Genomic DNA, 19540 nt, shown 5'->3' with positions numbered 1-19540 from the left:
TTGTCAACGGGCTGAGGTAAAGCGGGTCCTGCACTGCGATGCAACAACAAGGGCGGATATGGACGCTCTTCTGTCAGAAACACTTCCTGCTGTTGCGATATTTTCACCCCAACAAATACAAATTTACCTTCCTTACGCAATCTCAAATTCAATTTCTTTTTTTAGAAAGAATTTCTTTACCATTTCATCCCAGGCATGTTCTAAAGATTTATCCATTGTAAAAGTACGGAAAGAAGTTCCGGTAATACAGGTCAGATGCATACCGTCGAATTTCAGATTCAGGTAAAGTCCCTGCACATCTTCCGGGGACATTTCAGGAACAGTCTGCTCCATAAGCCGGACGATATTATCCGGTGACAGACTCAGGATCAAGCGGAAACTCAAAGGTGTCCGCTTTCCTTTGATGAGGGAAAAGCAAAATTCCCGGATATCTCCCCAGCGGGAATATTCTTCCAAAGGAGTGGGAGAAGATTCAGATTCGTATCCGTCCGGTGCATCAAAAAAATCTTTTTGGAGATATCCATCCAGTTTGAACGTGTTAAAAGTTACGATCTCGCCTTCAATAAAAGAAAAGCGGTCGAAAGTCTCTGTCATCAGAAGCTGGGACATAAATTTTTTAACATTCGTCAATGTCAGTGAAATCATAGTTAAAATCCTTTCGGGAAAATAAAGTCTCGTTGCTCCATGCAGATCAGAAAACTTAATAAATTAAGCTTCTTCTTTGTGCTTTGGCAGGATCAGACTTAAGAGCAGGGAGACAACAAAAACTCCTGCAACTGCATTTCCGTTGAAAATATCACCGACTTCAGATGGGAAGGCGGAGAAAAAGTTTCCGGAAGTCTGGGTCAGTCCGACACCGATTGCAAAAGAAAGGGAAACGATGATCATTGTCCGGTCATCGAATTTACATTCTTTCAGCATCTTGATTCCCTCATACATGATCGATCCGAACATCATAACAGTACAGCCTCCAAGAACAGCCTGTGGGAGAGAGTTGAAGAATGCTCCCAGCGGCGGGAAAAGAGAGGCAAGAATCAGGATTAATGCTCCCATCAGGATCGTAAATCGGTTGATTACACCGGTCATGGTCACCAGTCCTACATTCTGACTGAAAGAAGTCAGCGGAAGGCATCCGAAGCAGCCGGAAATGGCACTGGAAAAGCCGTCTACAGCAAGAGAACCCTGCAGTTCTTCCATTTTCAGATCACGGTGGAGAGCACCGGTTGCAACAGCCGTTGTAGCACCGGTTGTCTCTGCGGCAGATACAAGGAATACGATCGCAATCGTGAGAAAAGCCCCAAGATCAAAGACCGGTTTGTGATCCGTGAAGAAGACCAGTTTCGGAAGACTGAAATATCCAACCTGGTGGATGGTTGTTCCGATGCTGGAGAAGTTGATCATTTTTGCGACCCCTGTAACTGTAAAAAGTGCAGAAATGATATATCCGACGATCAGTCCGACCAGAATGTTCAGGTTCTTATAGACACCTTTCAGGAGATAACGGGAAACCAGACATACAACCAGTGTGATCAGTCCGATCAGTAAATGATACCAGGAACCGAAGTCTTCTGCACCATTACCACCGCCCCAGGAATCCATTCCGACGGATAGCAGGGAGTAACCGATGGCGATGACCACGCAGGCTGATACCACAGGAGTAAGAAAACGTTTCCAGTATTTGGCACTTAAACCAACCAGGCCTTCAAAAATACCGCCAAGGATGACTGCCCCGATCATTCCTTCATATCCGAGTTCGGGATTAGTACAGATCATCAGAAGACTTCCGAGAAATGTAAAACTGACACCCATTACAATAGGAAGTCTTGATCCAATCTTCCAGATCGGATACAACTGCATACATGTACCGATTCCGGCAGCAAACATAGCACACTGGAGAAGCTGGGTGATCTCAGCACCTGTCAGTGGCTCACCGGATCCACGTACCAGTGCGGCGCTGCATACAATCAGAACCGGTGCAAGATTGGAGACGAACATTGCCAGTACGTGCTGAAGACCAAAAGGAATTGCTTTCCCCAGTGGAACACGTCCGTTCAGACGATAAATATTTTCCGTGCTGACAGCAGCAACGGGAGTTTCTTTTTTTTCATTTGTCATGATTTTGTCCTCTGTCTTTCCTTTATGATATCGTTAATTATAGGGTCGGAGAGGTTCAGATGTCAAATTTGACTTTTATCTGAAAAAAACGTATTATAAATAGTTAGAAATCTCAGTCTTGAAAGAGAGAAAAGAATGGAAAAAAGAAAGAAAAAAATTTCACGAATCTATATTGGAGCAGGCTGTATTACTGTGCTGATTCTTCTGGGAGTCGTGATCCACGGAGTGAAGCAGTTTACAGCAGAAAATGCAGATACAAAAAAGGGAATTGAATATATTCAGTCAAAGGAAAATGAAGAGGTCAAGGTGATCGAGCAGAAGATTGCCAGCCTGGAGGCAAAAGACCCGGCATCAGGGGATACAGAGAGAAGTCTGAAAGATCGTTTTTCAGGTGCAGTGGTGATGGGAGATTCAATCAGCAGTGGATTCAGTGAATATGACGTACTGAATGCCTCAAGTGTTGTTGCAAAGAGGGGGATACAACTGGAGGGACTGGACGAGCAGATCAGTCAGGCAAAAAAGCTGAACCCACAGGTCGTGTTCCTGTCGTATGGGATGAATGATGTGATCGCAACAGACGGAGATACAGAAGCGTTTATTAAGAAATATGCAGCGGTGATCGAGTCGATCACGAAAGAGATGCCGTCCGTCCGTATTTATATCAATTCGATCTTTCCGGTCAGTGCATCTGCGGCTGAAAAAGAACCGGCACTGGCGAAAATTGCAGATTATAATACTGCATTGCAGGAAATGTGCGATGGAAAGCATTTGGGATTTATTGATAATACCGGACTTGTGCAGGAAAATTATTATGAAGAAGACGGGATTCATTTCAAGGCAGAATTTTATCCGGTCTGGGCAACGAATATGGCGGAGGTAGCAACATTATGACAAGACAGAGACAGGGAATATGGAAAGCTGCATCGTATGCGGTGTTGCTTCTGATTCTCGGTTATATTGCCCTGCTTATGATTTATGTAAGCGGAAGTAACCGCTCTTTTTCAGAGATGGAGAGTTCCATGGAGAAAGTCATTGATACGACCGGAATGAAGAAACTGGACGGTCAGATGCTCAAGCGGAACTTCGGGCTGAACAGTACAGATTATGAGGGTGTGATGTATTATTCTTCTGAATCAAGTATCGATGCCGAGGAAGTCCTGATGATCTGTGTCAAAAAGAGCAGTCAGACGGAGCAGGTGACAGATGCGGTAGAACAGCGGCTGCAGGAGCGGAAAAAAGATTTTGAGGGATATCTGCCGGAGCAGGAGAAACTTTTGGAAGAGGCACAGACCAGTGTCCGTGGGAATTATATTTTTTATGTAGTATCTTCAAAGGCATCTGAGTACAGAGCTGCTTTTGACCAGAGCTTGTAGAAGGGAAAGAAGGATGTTATTTAGCAGTCTTACGTTTATATTTTTATTTTTGCCGGTCGTTCTGGCAGTATATTATCTCGCACCGCTTAAGATACGCAACTTACTGCTTCTGCTGGCAAGCCTGATCTTTTATGCATGGGGTGAACCGGTGTATGTGGTTCTGATGATCTTAAGTATTCTTCTGAATTATTGCTGTGGAAGAGAGATTGCGGCAAATGCAGAGGATGAGAGAAAGGCTCACCGGGGAATGATCTTTGCGGTGGCTGTGAATCTGGCTCTTTTGTTTTTCTTTAAGTATTACGGATTTTTCCTGGAGCTGGTCAATTCCGTGACTTCAGTGGAACTTACTTACCGCGAACTGGCTCTGCCGGTGGGGATTTCTTTCTATACTTTTCAGGGCATTTCCTATGTGGTGGATGTCTATCGGGGAAAAGCAAAGGCACAGAGGAGTCTTTTGAATTTTGCACTTTATATCGCCCTGTTCCCGCAACTGATCGCGGGGCCGATTGTGCGGTATGAAGATATAGAACCACAGCTTGCACAGAGGAAAGTCTCCGCAAGAAAGCTGGGACAGGGGGCAATGCTGTTCCTGATCGGTCTTGCAAAAAAGGCAGTACTTGCGGATACATTTAAGACAGTATTTGAGGAGATTTCAGCCATTTCAGCAAGTAACCTTTCTGTTCCGATGGCATGGATCGGCTGTATCACATATGCGTTTGAGATCTATTATGATTTTAGCGGATATTCTGATATGGCGATCGGACTTTCGAGGATGTTCGGTTTTGAACTGAAGAAGAATTTTGATCATCCTTATGTGTCGAGAAGTGTGACGGAATTTTGGAGAAGATGGCATATTTCATTGAGTACCTGGTTTCGTGAATACGTCTATATCCCTTTGGGCGGAAACCATTGCAGTGGAGGAAGGCATATCCTGAATCTGCTGATCGTCTGGACGCTGACGGGAATGTGGCATGGAGCTGCCTGGAATTTTATTGTGTGGGGATTTTATTACGGAGTCCTGATGGTGATGGAAAAATATGTATGGGGGTCAGAAGTGGACCGGTTGCCGTCACCGCTCAGAAGAATCTATACGGCAGTCTGCGTGCTGGTCGGCTGGGTCTTCTTCTTTAGTCCGAGCCTGGGAGCAGCCTTCCGTTATCTTGGAGCAATGGTCGGAACAGGGGGCGGGCTGCTGGATGCGGGGGCAGGGTATGTCTTCTTTTCCCACTGGCTGTATTATCTGCTGGCGGTGGTCGGAATGTCGGCATTTGGAGGCAGATTGCTGAGAAGGATCATCAGTTTGCCGGAGAGTGAGACGGCACGAACAGTTGTAGCTGGGATTTTATTTTTCGGAATGATGGCAATTTCGGTGGCATTTCTGGTAACAGAGACATATCAGCCATTTTTATATTTCAGATTTTAAAAGAAGAAAGACCGGAGCCAGAAGGTGAATGAAAATGCGTAGCCAAAGGGCTGATTCAGGTGAAAGAGTATGAAGAAAAAGAAGCAGAGAGGCTCATTAGAGCGGGTGACAGGGACAATTTTTATTTTGGTATTGTTTGTATTTCTTTTGATCAATATCATTGTACCGGATAAAGAAAAGTCAGTGCAGGAGAACAGAATGCTTGCATCTGCTCCGAAATGGAACTGGGGAAATGTGATTTCGGGCGATTATATGGAAAAGTTTGAGCGGTATATGTCAGATCAGTTTGTCGGCAGAGATTTCTGGAGAACGATCAAGGTCGGTGTGGACAGACTGGCAGGTGTCAGCAAGGAACATGGAGTATACATAGGAAAAGACGGACAACTGCTGGAGGAGATCGAGCTGCCGAACCAGGAATATCTGGCAGACAATCTGAAATCCATTCAGAATTTTGCCGAGACGAATACGGATCTTCCGGTGAGGATGATGCTTGTACCGGATGCGGCAGGGGTTCTTGGAGCAAAGCTTCCGGCTATGGCAGAAGTGGAGAATCAGACACAGCTCATAAGCATGGTAAAGAAGGAACTGGGAAGTTCCGTTGAATGGATCGATGCAGCCTCAGCCCTGAATAAGCACCGGAATGAAAAGATTTATTATAAGACGGATCATCACTGGACTTCCCTGGGGGCTTTTTATGCATTTCAGGAGGCAGCTCCTTCGCTGGGAATCGAGGGAGACATTTCAGGGAAATATGTATCTTATGCGGTTTCCAATGATTTTAACGGAATGCTGGCATCCAAAAGCGGTGTTTATCTGAGCGAGAAAGAGCAGGTTGATATTTATGTTCCGAGTGACAGTGATACAGATGTGATCGTAGATTATGTAGATGAAGGAAAAAGGACGACTTCTCTTTTTGATTCTTCAAAGCTGGATACAAAGGATCAGTATGATGTCTTTTTGGGAGGAGATTTTTCTGTTGTAGATATTAAGACGGTGTCGACAGAAAGCAAAAGACTGCTTCTGATCAAGGACTCTTTTGCAGACTGCTTTGTGCAGTTTTTAACACCGTATTACCGGGAGATCGTTGTGGTCGATCCGAGATATTATAGTGGCACGATCGAGGAACTGCTCAGTTCCTACAGGATCTCAGAGGTGCTGTTCCTTTACAGTGGAAATACATTTTTTACAGATAATAATATAAGTGGAGTGTTGACGGGTGAGTAATCGGATCAGAGAAGAATTTATACAGAAAAAAGAACCGGTAAGACTGAATAAGTATTTAAGTGAGGCGGGAGTGTGTTCCAGAAGGGAGGCAGACCGCCTCATTGAGACCGGAAAGGTGAGTGTGGACGGAAAGCGTGCCGGAATGGGAATGAAGATTTATCCGGGACAGACGGTCAAAGTGGGAAATAAGACCGTATCAAGGCAGGATGAGATGATCGTGCTTGCGGTAAATAAGCCAAAAGGCATCGTCTGCACAGAAGAAAGGCGGGAACGCGACAGCATTGTGCGTTTCCTGAATTATCCGGTGAGGGTGACTTATATCGGAAGGCTGGACAAGGATTCCAGAGGTCTGCTGTTGATGACGAATAATGGAGATATCATCAATAAGATCATGAGGGCGGCAAATTATCATGAGAAAGAATACAAAGTAACGGTGGATCATGAGATCACAGAGGATTTCCTTAAGAAAATGTCCCGGGGAGTGGCAATCCTGGATACGGTGACAAGACCGTGTAAAGTAGAGAAATTGGGGAAATATACATTTAAGATCATATTGACGCAGGGATTGAACCGTCAGATCCGCAGAATGTGTGAAGCACTGGGGTATGAGGTAAAAGATCTTTTGAGGGTCCGGGTGATGAATATTACGCTGGACGGACTGAAAGAGGGAAAATACCGCAAGCTGACAGACCGGGAATTAAATGAGCTGGATCAGTTACTGGAGCAGTCTTCCAGTCTTCCGGGCGGACGGGAAAGCAGGCAGGAGAGAAAAGATGGAGCAGGAAAAAAATAAAATGGAGCAGGGAAAAAGTAAGCAGCAGCGGATGCGGGAACTGGTAGAACTTCTGAACCGGGCGAGAAAGGCATACGAGCAGGACAATACAGAGATCATGAGTAACTATGAATATGACAGGCTCTATGATGAACTGGAAGAACTGGAAAAAGAACTGGGAACAAAGATGGCGAACAGTCCGACGGTCAATGTCGGTTATGAGGTGGTCAGTGGACTGCCGAAAGAACGCCATGAGCGGCCGATGCTGTCACTGGATAAGACAAAGGAAGTAGAGCGGCTGAAAGAATTTCTTGGCACGAAGAAAGCGATGATTTCCTGGAAACTGGACGGACTGACCATTGTTCTCACGTATCAGGGCGGAGAACTGGTCAAAGCGGTCACAAGAGGAAATGGAATCGAGGGAGAGGTCATCACGAACAATGCAAAGGTTTTTCAGAATGTGCCGCTGCATATTCCGTACCAGGGTGAGCTGGTTCTGCGTGGAGAGGCAGTGATTTCCTATAAAGATTTTGAGGCGATCAATGAAAAGATCGAAGATGTCGATGCAAAATATAAAAATCCGCGAAATCTGTGCAGTGGCTCTGTGAGGCAGTTGAATAATGAGATCACCGCAAAAAGAAATGTGAAGTTTTTCGCATTTACGCTGGTGCGTGCGGAAGAGGTAGATTTTCATAATTCAAGAATGTATCAGATGCAGTGGCTGAAGGAGCAGGGATTTGATGTGGTGGAACATCATCCTGTGACGGCAGAAACAATCGAAGAGGAAGTAGCATGGTTTGCAAAGGCAATCGGGAAAAATGAAATCCCGTCTGACGGACTGGTACTGGTCTATGATGATATTGCCTATGGACAGTCACTGGGAACGACCGCAAAGTTTCCGAGAGATTCTTTTGCATTTAAATGGGCAGATGAGATTCGGGAGACAACGCTTCTTGAGATTGAGTGGAGTCCGTCAAGAACGGGACTGATCAATCCGGTTGCGGTTTTTGAACCAGTAGAACTGGAAGGAACGACGGTCAGCCGTGCCAGTGTGCATAATATCAGTATTATGGAAGAGCTGGAACTGGGAGTCGGTGATACGATCCAGGTGTATAAGGCCAACATGATCATTCCGCAGATCGCAGAGAATCTGACACGGAGCGGTGTAAAAGATATTCCGACAGTCTGTCCGGTCTGTGGTGGTACGACAAAGATTTCCATGGAAAATGAGACAAAGACGTTATTCTGCACGAACCCGGAATGTCAGGCGAAGCACGTAAAAGCGTTCAGCCTGTTCGTAAGCAGGGATGCGATGAATATCGAAGGACTTTCAGAGGCGACACTGGAAAAATTCATTCTGCATGGGTATGTGAAAGATTTTACGGATCTGTTCCATCTGGACCGGTATGAGGAAGAAATTAAGAGCATGGATGGATTTGGAGAGAAATCTTATCAGAAGCTGCTCAGAAATATTGAAAACGCAAGGAAGACAACGCTGGCACGACTGATCTACAGTCTTGGAATCCCGAATATCGGAAGTGCCAATGCGAAGGTCATCTGTAAAGCATTCGGAGATGATCCAAAGCGTGCGGAAGAGGCAACCGAAGAAGAACTGGTAGAGATTCAGGGCATTGGCGGGATCATGGCAAAGACCTATGTAGAATATTTTGCTGATCCGAAGCATCGGGAGATCTACCGCAGACTGCTGGACGAGGTAGAGCTGCAGAAGGAGGTTGTGACAGAGGACAGTCAGAAATTCTCGGGGATCAATTTCGTGATCACAGGAAGTGTGGAACATTTTGCCAATCGGGCAGAGGTAAAAGCGGAAATAGAGAAGCGTGGAGGAAAGGTAACCGGCAGTGTGACATCAAAGACCGGTTATCTGATTAATAATGATGTAAATTCAACTTCTTCAAAGAACAAAAAGGCGAGAGAACTTGGAGTGCCGATCATTTCGGAAGAGACGTTGATCGGGATGCTGGAACAGTAGTGTGGTGTTAAAATTGTGTAAGAGTTCACAGTTTATTTATTTGAATATTTGAAGTGATTGTACTATAATGAACTGCGGATCGTCAGGATTCTGCAAAATGAAACAGAGGTTGGAGACCTCTGGCTGTGATATTTATGAATTTTTCAGGCAGGATACGACGGGACGCAGGAAGCAAATGAAACAGGAGAAGAAAGGGAAAGCGTATGTCAGATCAGGATTTCGTTATTGTGGACGAAGAAAAAGATTCTGAGATTCCACAGGAAAAAGAGAACCGGACAGAGGATTCCCGTAAGGAAGTGGTCAAAGACGCTGAAAAGGAGCGTGAGGATGATGACGGTTACGAGAAGATCTGCTTTATCTGTCACAGACCGGAGAGTGTGACCGGGAAGATGATCGATCTTCCGAATCATATTACGGTGTGTCCGGACTGTATGCAGAGAAGCTTTGATGCGATGAGCAGCAGTCCTCTGGATCTGGGAAAAATGATGAATATGCCGGGCGTGCAGTTTCTGAATCTTTCTGATTTGGAAGGAATGCAGCCAGAAGCAAAAAAGATCAAGAAGAAAAAAGAGAAACCAAAGGAATTTCCGGAGCTGGATATTAAAAATATTCCTGCACCGCATAAGATCAAGGCCAGACTGGATGAGTATGTGGTAGGTCAGGAACGTGCAAAGAAGACCATGGCAGTGGCGGTCTATAATCATTATAAGCGGGTGGCAACCAATACGATGGATGATATTGAGATTGAAAAATCTAATATGCTGATGATCGGACCGACCGGAAGTGGAAAGACATATCTGGTGAAGACACTGGCAAGATTGCTGGATGTGCCGCTGGCGATCACGGATGCGACTTCCCTGACAGAGGCCGGTTATATCGGAGATGATATCGAGAGCGTTGTATCAAAGCTGCTTGCGGCAGCAGATAATGATGTAGAACGTGCAGAACAGGGAATTATTTTTATTGATGAGATTGACAAGATCGCCAAGAAAAAGACTTCCAGCCAGCGGGATGTGAGCGGAGAATCCGTACAGCAGGGAATGCTGAAGCTCTTAGAAGGCAGTGAGGTAGAAGTACCTGTGGGAGCGAACAGCAAGAATGCAATGGTTCCGCTGACCACAGTGAACACAAAGAATATTCTGTTCATCTGCGGAGGAGCATTCCCGGATATTGAAGAGATCATCAAAGAACGTCTTCAGAAGAAGACGTCCATGGGATTTAATTCAGAGCTGAAGGATACATATGAACATGACGAGAATCTTCTGTCAAAGGTTACGGTAGAAGATCTGCGTAAGTTCGGCATGATCCCGGAGTTTCTCGGAAGGCTTCCGATCATCTTTACCCTGAAAGGACTGGATAAAGAGATGCTGGTGAAGATCTTAAGAGAGCCGAAGAATGCGATCCTGAAGCAGTACCAGAAGCTTCTGGCACTGGATGAAGTGAAACTGGATTTTGATGACAGTGCATTGGAAGCGATTGCGGAAAAAGCGATGGAGAAAGATACCGGAGCAAGAGCACTTCGTGCAATTATAGAGGAATTTATGCTGGATATCATGTATGAGATTCCGAAAGATGATAATATCGGAGAGGTGACGATCACCAGAGCTTATATTGAAGGAACAGGCGGACCGGTCATCCGTCTGCGGGGGCAGGAAGTACCGGCATTAAATGGTTGATAAAGACCGGTACACTGCAAGAAAAGAGGATTCCATGAGTATGGCAGAACCATGGGATCAGATGACAGCGAATAGAGAAAACGGAAGAGAGTGGAAAAAATGGATGCTTATAGATACTTACTGGATTTGGCAATAATTTTATTATCAACAAAGGTACTGGGTCTTCTGACAAAGAGAGTCCAGATGCCGCAGGTTGTAGGAGCATTGCTTGCAGGACTTATTTTAGGACCTGCAGGATTTGGATTATTAACAGAAACTTCATTTATCCATGAAGTAGCCGAGATTGGTGTAATCGTACTGATGTTCTCGGCAGGTATGGAGACAGATATCAAAGAGCTTAAGGCAAGTGGAAAAGCTTCTTTTATCATTGCATTATTTGGAGTACTTGTACCGCTGGCAGGAGGTTATGCGGTTGCGTGGTTCTTCAATAAACCGGGTGCGATCGAGTCCGATGTGACTTCCCCGGTCTTTTTACAGAATATCTTTATCGGAGTCATTCTGACGGCGACATCGGTAAGTATTACAGTAGAGACACTGAAAGAACTTGGAAAGCTGAAGACCCGTTCAGGAAATGCAATCCTCGGTGCAGCGATCATTGATGATGTCCTTGGAATCATTGCACTGACGATCGTTACGAGTATGGCAGATGATTCTGTAAGTCTTGGAATCGTTCTGCTGAAGATCGTTGGATTCTTCGCATTTTCAGGTATCATCGGTCTGATCTTCTACAAGATGTATAAGAAATGGGTTGATGAAGCGGAAAAAGAACTTCACCGCCATACGATCATTGCATTTGTATTCTGTCTGATCATGGCATTTGTGGCAGAAGAAGTATTCGGAGTTGCAGATATTACGGGAGCGTATATCGCAGGACTTATTATTTCCAATGTACAGCGTTCTACTTATCTGGAGTCTAAATTTGATACAATGTCTTACCTGCTTCTTTCACCGGTGTTCTTTGCAAGCATCGGACTGAAGGTAAAACTGCCGAAAATGTCTATGACGATCATTGCCTTTGCAGTAGTTCTGACAATCGTTGCAGTAATTACAAAGATTATTGGATGCGGACTTGGAGCAAAAGTGTGTGGTTATAAAAATTATCAGGTAAAGAGGATCGGAGTTGGTATGATCTCAAGAGGTGAGGTTGCACTGATCGTTGCCAGCAAGGGTGCGGCACTGGGTCTGATGAGTTCTGCCCTGCTTGGACCAATCATCGTTGTGGTTGTAATTACAACGATTATTACACCGATTATGCTGAAAGTTGTATTTGCACCGGGAACAGCTCCGGCAGCAGAGCAGATCGTACCGGAATCAGAACGGGTTAAGAGTTATTATGAGAACCGTGAGGATAATCGGTAATCCGGGATATGGGATGAGTGATAGTCCATAAAAAGAGAAGCCATGGGACAGCGTCAGAGCTGTCTCATGGCTTCAAATGTATTATAGAGGTTTAACTGGCCATATCCCCATTCACGATTTGGGTATTCGAGAAAATCCGGGCGGATTGCTCCGAGGATCAGCAGACTTTTGATCTGAAAGACATCAATACCGGTAATATTTTTCTGTTCCAGTTCCCATTCCAGCATAAGTGCAACAGCTCCGGCAGTGATGGCTGTGGAAATGCAGGAACCGGAACGAACGGTAAAGCGTCCGCCCGGTAATGCCCCTTTTACATTGATACCGGGAGCTGTGATGGAAGGATTCTGAAACTGAGTGCGGGTGTATCCACGGCCGGATGCCTGGGCGAGTCCGCCATTTTTCCCGTCATAATAGGAAACGATGATGGGACTTGGTGCGTTGGCCGGATTGGTCAGGGTGTAATAGGGATCTGATTCGAGAAAATAGACTTCTCCATCAAGAAATTCTGTGACGGGGAGCCACATATGAAACTGTCCGTCAATGAGGCGGACCGGCTCGACGACGATCTTCCATATTCCGGCAGCAGGGGTGTTAAACCGGAAAAAGACAAGTTCAGAATTGGTCTTTTCCACCATCAGCCGGTAATCGACATAAACTTTTGTTTTTTCAAAAAGAAAATCCAGTTCAACATTTGAGCCACCGCGGAAGGAAATCCGGGAAGTATTTTCACCGGAGGGAGAAATGATGGAAATGGATAAAATGTTGGGAATCATGACCCAGAGTTCCAGCATAAAGCCAGAGACATTTTCCCCGACCCGGATCTCAACGGTCTTGGTGTCGCTGAGATTCTGGATGGTATTGTAATAATGATGGCGTTTGTCGGCTTCATTTCCTGTTCCGATGACGGCGATCCGGTTGGCTACAAGACTGTAAGCCCCGAGCTGGCTGGGAAGGGGGAGAGTCCCTACGTGTCCGCCCATATTTGTCCCGACGGTAATGCACATGACAAGCGGAAGATCAAGGGCGGATGCAAGGTCATTCAGATATTTCACTCCCAGCAGAAGGTCCGTTTCCTGATAGCAGACAGCATCAGAGGCGATACAATAGTATTCCTTCAGATATTGCTTGGCAGTTTTTAATTTTACCATTGCAATGGTACATTCAGGGGCGGCTCCGAGAAACTGTTCGGAGATATCTGCACCGCCTGCGGCGAGGCTGGCAACAAAAGTCCCGTGTCCGGTGTCATCAACGGAAGGAACAAGAGATGCAGGATCTTCAGAAGAAAGGGCGGCATTGATAGTTTCCCGGGCATATTCCGTTCCGTAAGCAAATCCCTGCGGGGGCGTTCCGCTCTGGATCGTCTGATCCCAGATGGCGGCAATTCTTGTCGAGCCGTCAAGATTGCGGAAAAGGCGGCTTGTATAATCAATACCGCTGTCCAAAAATCCGATCAATACCCCCTGCCCTTTTAGCTGGAGCGTAGGATAATTCTGAACCGGAAGGATTCCTGCCTGGTTCAGAGTTTCCATACTCAGGGGCGAAAAGCACTGGGGGATAGAATTATAGGAAAAACGGGAAAGCGTGATTGGTTCTACGGATTCTTTTGGAAAATAATAGCAGGTGTATCCACTACCGGCATCCTGTTCACAGGGATTTTGAAGGAGAAGTTCATTAAAAAGAGGTGTGCGAGTCCGGTTCTCGATAAAATCACGGTAATCTTCGGAAAGGATGTTCCGGCGGCAGGTTTCTAAATCTGGCATGGCACATTTCCTGACTCTTTTTCTGTCAATATATGAACTTAAGAATTTCTTTATAACCCTAAAAGATCTATAAATTTTTGCCCGTCAGTCTTCACAAAGGAAAAGAATGAGGTATAATGAATTTAATTTATGACCGCAGGAAAGCAGGAGTCGGAGACAATGATCCATGGCTGTGATGAGAAAGATGGTCAGAGGAAATGCCCATGGGTGTGATGAAAATAGCAGTCAGAGGAGAAGATTGGCGGAATGGTTACGGAAAGGAGAAGAAAAAAGATGAAAGATTTTTTTGAAGAATTAGGAAAATATATCGGGGAGACCGCGACGATAGTAGGAAATAAAGCCGGAGAGGTAATCGAGACGCAGAAACTGAAATCGCAGGTGAGAAGCCTTACACATGAGAATACGGTCGATCTGCTGGAACTTGGACGGGGAGTCTATGAGCAGTATAAGAGTGGAGCAGTTCTGGATGAGAAGGCAGAAGGATTGTGCGAGGCGATCAGCTCAAGAGAAGAGAGCATTGCAGAATTTGAGGAGAAGATCTCAGCTATCAAAGGAGCAGGAAAATGCCCGAATTGTGGAAAGATGGTAGCAAAAGAGATGGTCTTCTGCCCGTATTGTGGAGAAAAGATGCCGGCGGTAACAGTGGATGAGGAAGAGACGCCTGGAGATGATACGGAGGATGTAACGCTCCGGGAAGAAGAAGCATCTTTATTTGAAGAGGAGGCAGTGAAAGGAGATGCAGCCCGTTCACAGGAGGCAGCAGAAGAAGAGGCATGATCCAGGATATAGGAGAGCATACATTTGATAACCAGTATCATCCGTGTCCGCCTGACCGGGAGTCTTATGCACTGTATTATGAAGACCATGCGGCTCTTGTGAGAAAATACCCGGATCGGATCGAGTTCCCTAAGTTTCGGGACATCGAGCGACTGAATGAAGATATCTATGAAGATGCAGTGTATCTGTTCAGTATTGACGGAGAACGGTATTATCTTGTAGAGGAGATCAACCGGGAGCGGCAGTCGCATTTTACAATGGAAAATACAGAGATTTTCCGGTATGCAGAGCCACAGTACCTTGCATTTGCCGGGATTACGGGATATCAGCTTCATAACTGGTATCAGAGCCGGAGGTTCTGTGGAAAATGTGGCAGGAGAATGAAAAAAGACAGTAAGGAAAGAATGCTGTATTGTGAATCCTGCCATAATATGGAGTTCCCGAAGATCTGTCCGGCAGTGATCATCGGAGTGACGGATGGTGATAAGATCCTGATGTCAAAGTATGCCGGAAGAACGTATAAAAAGTATGCATTGCTGGCGGGATTTACGGAGATTGGTGAGACTCTGGAAGAGACAGTGCAGAGAGAAGTCATGGAAGAAGTAGGGCTTAAGGTAAAGAATATCCGTTATTATAAGAGTCAGCCCTGGTCTTTTACTGATACGCTTCTGATGGGATTTTACTGTGATTTAGATGGAGGAGCTGCCATTACGCTGGATCGGGAAGAGCTTGCCATGGCAGAATGGTTTCAAAGAGATGAGATCCCGGTTGAGCCAGAGCGGGACAGCATCACCAATGAGATGATCATCCGATTTAAAAATGGTGAAGTATAGCTGCTGAATTGCAGGAAAGAAAGAGCAGCTCAAAAAGAATAAGAAAAGAGTTATAAAAGATAAAAAAGAGACATCCGGGACAGAGCCTTAAAAAGGTCCGACACCGGATGTCTTTTGCGACTGAGCGATAAGCCGATCACAGCATTTTCAGATACTGGACACTGTAAGCCGGCATGGAAAGCTGTCCGTTCAGGGTCTGTGGAGCGGTTTCTGATGAATCGCCGGTCTTCAGCAGGTCAATATAAGATCCCTGAAGTTCTCCATTTCCTGCGGTGAAGTCAGAATCAGAAGCGTTGATGGCAACAAGGATGCGTTCTGTTTCTGTGCGGCGTTCAAAGATAAGCTGATGATTCGTAATGACAACATTTCGGTAAGAACCGTTGCAGAGAGCATCACTGGCACATCTTACTTCGATCAGCCGGGAGATAAAGTCGGTCAGTTCATTTGGCTTTGGGGCATCAAAGCACGGGCGGAGAGCATAGTCATTATCGGGAGCTTTCACTCCTTCTTCACCCCATTCACTTCCATAATAAATACAGGGGATTCCCGGCATTCCAAAGAGGATTCCGTAACATAACGGTAAGTGGTTCTTGTTCGTCAGAATGCTTGCGATTCTTGTGACATCATGATTATCCACAAATGTCATAAGATGCTTTCCGCGGTAAATACACCACTGTTCCGGTCCGAACTGACGGTTCAGGGAATGTGCGATCTCGAACAGATTCATGCTGTTGAAACTGGAATAAATTCCCTTATAGCATTCATAATTCGTGCAACTGTGAAGCATCTCATCATTGACGATCAGATTGTAGTCACCAAAGAGGACTTCTCCGATCAGTGCAAACCCTGGTTTGATCGATTCACAGAAGCTGCGGAGGCGTTTCATAAAATTATGATCCAGACAATAGGCAACATCCAGACGGAGTCCGTCGATGCCGAAGTCTTCGATCCAAAGCTTTACACAGTCCAGCAGATAATCTACAACAGCCGGATTCTGAAGATTCAGCTTGACCAGTTCAAAATGACCTTCCCAGCCTTCATACCAGAAACCATCATTATAACAACTGTTTCCGTCGAAACTGATATGAAACCAGTCTTTATAAGGAGAGTCCCATTTCTTTTCCTGGACATCCCGGAATGCCCAGAAGCCGCGTCCGACATGGTTGAAGACACCGTCAAGGATTACTTTGACATTCTGTGAATGAAGTTTCTTACATACTTCACTGAAATCTTCATTTGTGCCGAGGCGGCAGTCAATTTTGCGGAAATCTCTTGTATCATATCCATGATTGTCGGATTCAAAGATCGGATTGAGAATGATCGATCCGATGCCGAGATTTCCGAGATATTCCGCCCAGTCCCCGATCTTTAAAATGCGGTGTGCGGGAACTCCGTCATTGTGAACGGGAGCCCCACAAAACCCGATCGGATAAATCTGATAAAAAGTTTCATTATAAGCCCACATAGATGTACCTTCTTTCTGCTTTAGTTCACTGCGTTGGAAATATGCAGTGAGGCTACTGTCTTTTATTATAGCATTTGGAGGAAATTTGAACAACGTAGAATAAAAATGAAAATAAAAAGAAAATAAAAATGAGATATGACGGAGAAAAAAATCAGCAGAAAAATGAGAAGAAGAACGAAGAAAAATGTTGACATTCAGAGAGGAAAGGTCTATAATAGTACAGCATGACATAAGGAGAAACGATATACACCAAAGCCCCGGAGTATATTGATTTCAAATAAATAAGCAAGAACATTGATAATTATTTACAGGAGGAACACCCATGAAAACTTATATGGCTAACCCGGATAAGATTGAAAGAAAATGGTATGTGGTTGACGCTGAAGGTGCTACATTAGGACGCCTTGCATCTGAGATTGCTAAGGTGCTCAGAGGAAAGAACAAACCGGAATATACACCGCACATCGATACAGGTGATTATGTAATCGTTGTGAATGCTGAGAAAGTAAAAGTAACAGGAAAGAAATTACAGCAGAAGATTTATTATAATCACTCCGATTATGTTGGAGGAATGAGAGAGACTACACTCGCTGAGCTTCTTGCAAAGAAGCCGGAGAAGGTAATCGAGCTTGCTGTTAAGGGAATGCTTCCGAAAGGACCTATGGGAAGAGACATGATCAAGAAGCTTCATGTTTACGCTGGCCCAGAGCATGCAAATCAGGCTCAGAAGCCGGAAGTTCTTACATTTTAGGTAGAGGTTGAAAGGAGGAAATAACAGTGGCTAACGCAAAATATTACGGAACAGGAAGAAGAAAAAAATCGATCGCAAGAGTATATCTTGTACCTGGAACAGGAAAAATTACTATTAATAAGAGAGACATCGATGAGTATCTCGGACTCGAGACTCTGAAAGTTGTTGTTCGCCAGCCGCTCGTGGCTACAGAGACTGTTGACAAGTTTGATGTCATCGTCAATGTATGTGGTGGCGGATATACAGGACAGGCAGGAGCTATCCGTCATGGAATCGCCAGAGCACTCCTTGAGGCTGATGCTGATTATAGACCGGTTCTTAAATCCGCAGGTTACCTGACTCGTGACCCACGTATGAAAGAACGTAAGAAACCAGGTCTCAAAGCAGCTCGTCGCGCTCCGCAGTTCAGCAAGCGTTAATCTGCTTTACTATTCAGAACGAGATTTATTTACTCCTCAGAACGAGATTGTTCTGAGGAGTTTTTATATACGCAGGCAACGAACCGGAGTCTGTGCTGGCACAAGCCGTTGGAAAGATCCTGGCAAGATTGTGGAAAGACCATGGCGGCTGTCAAGATAATCTGAGAGGCTCGGAATAAAGAAGGAAAGTTAAGATGAAAGAAATAGTAATGGCTATTGCCCTGCTGGTGATCGGTTTTGTACTTTTGATCAAAGGAGCAGATTATTTTGTAGATGGAAGTTCTGCAGTTGCAAAGAAGCTGAAAGTTCCGTCGCTGATCATTGGATTTACGATCGTGGCGATGGGGACGAGCCTGCCAGAGTGTGCGGTAAGCGTTGCTGCATCTGTTACGAACAATAATGCACTGGCGGTCAGCAATGCAGTGGGATCTAATATATTTAATTTGATGGTGGTATGCGGAATCTGTGCGTTGATCGTACCGCTGACAGTACAGGTTGGGACTCTGAAAAAAGAGTTCCCATTTTCGGTTTTCTGTGCATTGTTTCTGCTTGCACTTGGTTATTTAGGGATGAATCTTGGACACACAGAAGGGATTATCCTGATCCTGATTTTTGTATGCTATCTTTTGTGGATGATCTTTTCGGCATTGAAGGCGAGACGAGAAGCTGTGGAAGAGGAGATTGATACATTTCCGGCATGGAAATGTATCGTGTATATCATTGGAGGAGCTGCAGCAATCAAGTTTGGCGGAGATTTTGTCGTGGATGGTGCAACAATGGTGGCAAGAAGTTTCGGGCTGACTCAGACTTTGATCGGTCTTACAGTCGTTGCACTGGGAACAAGCCTTCCTGAACTGGTCACATCCATTGTAGCGGCAAAAAAGAACGAGCTGGATATGGCGGTGGGAAATGTAGTGGGGTCTAATATTTTCAATATACTGCTGGTACTTGGAGCTGCGTCATCTATCAGTCCGATTGCATTTTTAATGGAAAATATTGTTGATATTGTGATTCTTGTTGGCTTTAGTATCGTTGTATGGCTGATGGTGTGGACAAAGAAAAGACTGAGCAGGAAAGAAGGCATTATCATGCTGCTGCTCTATATAGGTTATATGGTGTATATCTGTATAAGATAGCTATGGTATCTAAAGAAGATTTTTTAGTACAAAATCAGCCCGGGGCTTTGGCTCCGGGCTGTAATCTATGTAAACTGTTCGTAATTTTTAGGCGAAGACCGGCAATCATAAAAAGCAATTAATACAATCGCCGTCTTCTTTATTTGATGATTTTATTATAGAGGGAAATTGTGTCCGGGGTGTGTCGGGAAAGAAAAAGAATTATAAAAATTATTAAGAGATTATGAGGAAATTACATTTGTTGGTATAAATATAATGATGTCGGGTAAGTATTCCCGGTCAAATTTCAAACAAAAAAAGAAATCCTCAAATCAAGGATTTCTTTTCTTATCAATGCGGAAGAGGAGACTTGAACTCCCACAGGATAAAACTCCCACTAGAACCTGAATCTAGCGCGTCTGCCATTCCGCCACTTCCGCTCGACAAATAAAATAATATCATAAGGTTACGAGTTTGTAAACCCTAAA

18 protein-coding genes and 1 tRNA gene are annotated in these 19540 nt (G+C 44.9%); 14 read left to right on the top strand and 5 right to left on the bottom strand.

The features are described 5' to 3' along the window. Nucleotides 1-132 precede the first annotated feature (132 nt). Nucleotides 133-645: a DUF5721 family protein gene (locus NQ541_RS10405; protein ID WP_005609833.1), complete on the bottom strand. Its 513-nt coding sequence runs from the start codon at nucleotides 643-645 to the stop codon at nucleotides 133-135. Nucleotides 646-708: 63 nt separating this feature from the next. Next, entirely contained in the window at nucleotides 709-2115 is a 1407-nt protein-coding gene (locus tag NQ541_RS10400) for a uracil-xanthine permease family protein (protein ID WP_005609834.1), read from the bottom strand. Between the two features lie 135 nt (nucleotides 2116-2250). On the opposite strand from NQ541_RS10400, the gene NQ541_RS10395 reads away from it, so the two are divergent. The 9 genes from NQ541_RS10395 to NQ541_RS10355 all read left to right on the top strand — a co-directional run bounded on the left by NQ541_RS10395 (nucleotide 2251) and on the right by NQ541_RS10355 (nucleotide 11932). Then, complete coding sequence (locus tag NQ541_RS10395; RefSeq protein WP_005609837.1) at nucleotides 2251-3006, top strand: GDSL-type esterase/lipase family protein; 756 nt, start codon at nucleotides 2251-2253, stop codon at nucleotides 3004-3006. Beyond that, a complete protein-coding gene (locus tag NQ541_RS10390) occupies nucleotides 3003-3488 on the top strand; it encodes a DUF4358 domain-containing protein (RefSeq protein WP_005609839.1) in 486 nt (161 codons plus the stop codon). The genes NQ541_RS10395 and NQ541_RS10390 overlap by 4 nt, the downstream gene beginning before the upstream one ends. 13 nt (nucleotides 3489-3501) lie before the next feature. After that, nucleotides 3502-4911 (top strand): MBOAT family O-acyltransferase, encoded by a 1410-nt coding sequence (locus tag NQ541_RS10385; protein ID WP_005609842.1) that lies wholly within the window; start codon nucleotides 3502-3504, stop codon nucleotides 4909-4911. Between the two features lie 69 nt (nucleotides 4912-4980). Then, nucleotides 4981-6135, top strand: coding sequence for a DHHW family protein (locus NQ541_RS10380; protein ID WP_005609844.1), 1155 nt, complete (start codon nucleotides 4981-4983; stop codon nucleotides 6133-6135). Further along, complete coding sequence (gene rluF, locus NQ541_RS10375) at nucleotides 6128-6928, top strand: 23S rRNA pseudouridine(2604) synthase RluF (protein WP_005609846.1); 801 nt, start codon at nucleotides 6128-6130, stop codon at nucleotides 6926-6928. The genes NQ541_RS10380 and rluF overlap by 8 nt, the downstream gene beginning before the upstream one ends. Beyond that, on the top strand, nucleotides 6909-8897 hold the full coding sequence (gene ligA, locus NQ541_RS10370; RefSeq protein ID WP_005609848.1) for an NAD-dependent DNA ligase LigA: 1989 nt from the start codon (nucleotides 6909-6911) through the stop codon (nucleotides 8895-8897). Before rluF ends, ligA begins: the two co-directional genes overlap by 20 nt. Nucleotides 8898-9100: 203 nt before the next feature. Next, nucleotides 9101-10573: an ATP-dependent Clp protease ATP-binding subunit ClpX gene (gene clpX / locus NQ541_RS10365; RefSeq protein ID WP_005609852.1), complete on the top strand. Its 1473-nt coding sequence runs from the start codon at nucleotides 9101-9103 to the stop codon at nucleotides 10571-10573. Continuing rightward, nucleotides 10566-10709: a hypothetical protein gene (locus NQ541_RS10360; protein ID WP_005609853.1), complete on the top strand. Its 144-nt coding sequence runs from the start codon at nucleotides 10566-10568 to the stop codon at nucleotides 10707-10709. The genes clpX and NQ541_RS10360 overlap by 8 nt, the downstream gene beginning before the upstream one ends. Beyond that, nucleotides 10673-11932, top strand: a complete 1260-nt coding sequence (locus tag NQ541_RS10355) for a cation:proton antiporter (protein WP_023920881.1) — start codon at nucleotides 10673-10675, stop codon at nucleotides 11930-11932. Before NQ541_RS10360 ends, NQ541_RS10355 begins: the two co-directional genes overlap by 37 nt. Nucleotides 11933-11985: 53 nt before the next feature. Here NQ541_RS10355 and NQ541_RS10350 read toward each other — a convergent pair whose 3' ends face one another. Beyond that, nucleotides 11986-13692, bottom strand: a complete 1707-nt coding sequence (locus NQ541_RS10350) for a S8 family peptidase (protein ID WP_023920882.1) — start codon at nucleotides 13690-13692, stop codon at nucleotides 11986-11988. Between the two features lie 273 nt (nucleotides 13693-13965). On the opposite strand from NQ541_RS10350, the gene NQ541_RS10345 reads away from it, so the two are divergent. Together NQ541_RS10345 and nudC are read left to right on the top strand one after the other, a co-directional pair. Next, nucleotides 13966-14469 (top strand): zinc ribbon domain-containing protein, encoded by a 504-nt coding sequence (locus NQ541_RS10345; RefSeq protein WP_023920883.1) that lies wholly within the window; start codon nucleotides 13966-13968, stop codon nucleotides 14467-14469. Continuing rightward, complete coding sequence (nudC, locus tag NQ541_RS10340; RefSeq protein ID WP_005609861.1) at nucleotides 14466-15302, top strand: NAD(+) diphosphatase; 837 nt, start codon at nucleotides 14466-14468, stop codon at nucleotides 15300-15302. The genes NQ541_RS10345 and nudC overlap by 4 nt, the downstream gene beginning before the upstream one ends. 136 nt (nucleotides 15303-15438) lie before the next feature. Here the strand turns inward: nudC and NQ541_RS10335 are convergent, their stop codons facing one another. Beyond that, nucleotides 15439-16767, bottom strand: a complete 1329-nt coding sequence (locus tag NQ541_RS10335) for an alpha-amylase family glycosyl hydrolase (protein WP_023920884.1) — start codon at nucleotides 16765-16767, stop codon at nucleotides 15439-15441. Between the two features lie 322 nt (nucleotides 16768-17089). Here NQ541_RS10335 and rplM point away from each other — a divergent pair, with 322 nt between their 5' ends. The 3 genes from rplM to NQ541_RS10320 all read left to right on the top strand — a co-directional run bounded on the left by rplM (nucleotide 17090) and on the right by NQ541_RS10320 (nucleotide 19073). After that, nucleotides 17090-17518 (top strand): 50S ribosomal protein L13, encoded by a 429-nt coding sequence (rplM, locus tag NQ541_RS10330; RefSeq protein ID WP_005609864.1) that lies wholly within the window; start codon nucleotides 17090-17092, stop codon nucleotides 17516-17518. Between the two features lie 26 nt (nucleotides 17519-17544). Next, entirely contained in the window at nucleotides 17545-17937 is a 393-nt protein-coding gene (rpsI, locus tag NQ541_RS10325) for a 30S ribosomal protein S9 (protein WP_005609865.1), read from the top strand. A gap of 194 nt (nucleotides 17938-18131) precedes the next feature. Next, a complete protein-coding gene (locus NQ541_RS10320; RefSeq protein WP_005609866.1) occupies nucleotides 18132-19073 on the top strand; it encodes a calcium/sodium antiporter in 942 nt (313 codons plus the stop codon). A gap of 334 nt (nucleotides 19074-19407) precedes the next feature. Here the strand turns inward: NQ541_RS10320 and NQ541_RS10315 are convergent. Continuing rightward, nucleotides 19408-19492: transfer RNA gene (locus NQ541_RS10315), tRNA-Leu, on the bottom strand. Nucleotides 19493-19540 lie beyond the last annotated feature (48 nt).

It is taken from the genome of [Ruminococcus] lactaris ATCC 29176, assembly GCF_025152405.1.
GTDB lineage: Bacteria > Bacillota > Clostridia > Lachnospirales > Lachnospiraceae > Mediterraneibacter > Mediterraneibacter lactaris.
Note: the sequence above shows the minus strand (reverse complement) of the source record. Positions and strands in the feature narration are given on the sequence as shown.

Excerpts from the sequence above, each read along its gene's own strand:
- NQ541_RS10405 (WP_005609833.1), bottom strand. The coding sequence starts at position 645 with ATGATTTCACTGACATTGACGAATGTTAAAAAATTTATGTCCCAGCTT.
- NQ541_RS10400 (WP_005609834.1), bottom strand. The coding sequence starts at position 2,115 with ATGACAAATGAAAAAAAAGAAACTCCCGTTGCTGCTGTCAGCACGGAA.
- NQ541_RS10395 (WP_005609837.1), top strand. The coding sequence starts at position 2,251 with ATGGAAAAAAGAAAGAAAAAAATTTCACGAATCTATATTGGAGCAGGC.
- NQ541_RS10390 (WP_005609839.1), top strand. The coding sequence starts at position 3,003 with ATGACAAGACAGAGACAGGGAATATGGAAAGCTGCATCGTATGCGGTG.
- NQ541_RS10385 (WP_005609842.1), top strand. The coding sequence starts at position 3,502 with ATGTTATTTAGCAGTCTTACGTTTATATTTTTATTTTTGCCGGTCGTT.
- NQ541_RS10380 (WP_005609844.1), top strand. The coding sequence starts at position 4,981 with ATGAAGAAAAAGAAGCAGAGAGGCTCATTAGAGCGGGTGACAGGGACA.
- ligA (WP_005609848.1), top strand. The coding sequence starts at position 6,909 with ATGGAGCAGGAAAAAAATAAAATGGAGCAGGGAAAAAGTAAGCAGCAG.
- clpX (WP_005609852.1), top strand. The coding sequence starts at position 9,101 with ATGTCAGATCAGGATTTCGTTATTGTGGACGAAGAAAAAGATTCTGAG.
- NQ541_RS10360 (WP_005609853.1), top strand. The coding sequence starts at position 10,566 with ATGGTTGATAAAGACCGGTACACTGCAAGAAAAGAGGATTCCATGAGT.
- NQ541_RS10355 (WP_023920881.1), top strand. The coding sequence starts at position 10,673 with ATGGATGCTTATAGATACTTACTGGATTTGGCAATAATTTTATTATCA.
- NQ541_RS10350 (WP_023920882.1), bottom strand. The coding sequence starts at position 13,692 with ATGCCAGATTTAGAAACCTGCCGCCGGAACATCCTTTCCGAAGATTAC.
- NQ541_RS10345 (WP_023920883.1), top strand. The coding sequence starts at position 13,966 with ATGAAAGATTTTTTTGAAGAATTAGGAAAATATATCGGGGAGACCGCG.
- nudC (WP_005609861.1), top strand. The coding sequence starts at position 14,466 with ATGATCCAGGATATAGGAGAGCATACATTTGATAACCAGTATCATCCG.
- NQ541_RS10335 (WP_023920884.1), bottom strand. The coding sequence starts at position 16,767 with ATGTGGGCTTATAATGAAACTTTTTATCAGATTTATCCGATCGGGTTT.
- rplM (WP_005609864.1), top strand. The coding sequence starts at position 17,090 with ATGAAAACTTATATGGCTAACCCGGATAAGATTGAAAGAAAATGGTAT.
- NQ541_RS10320 (WP_005609866.1), top strand. The coding sequence starts at position 18,132 with ATGAAAGAAATAGTAATGGCTATTGCCCTGCTGGTGATCGGTTTTGTA.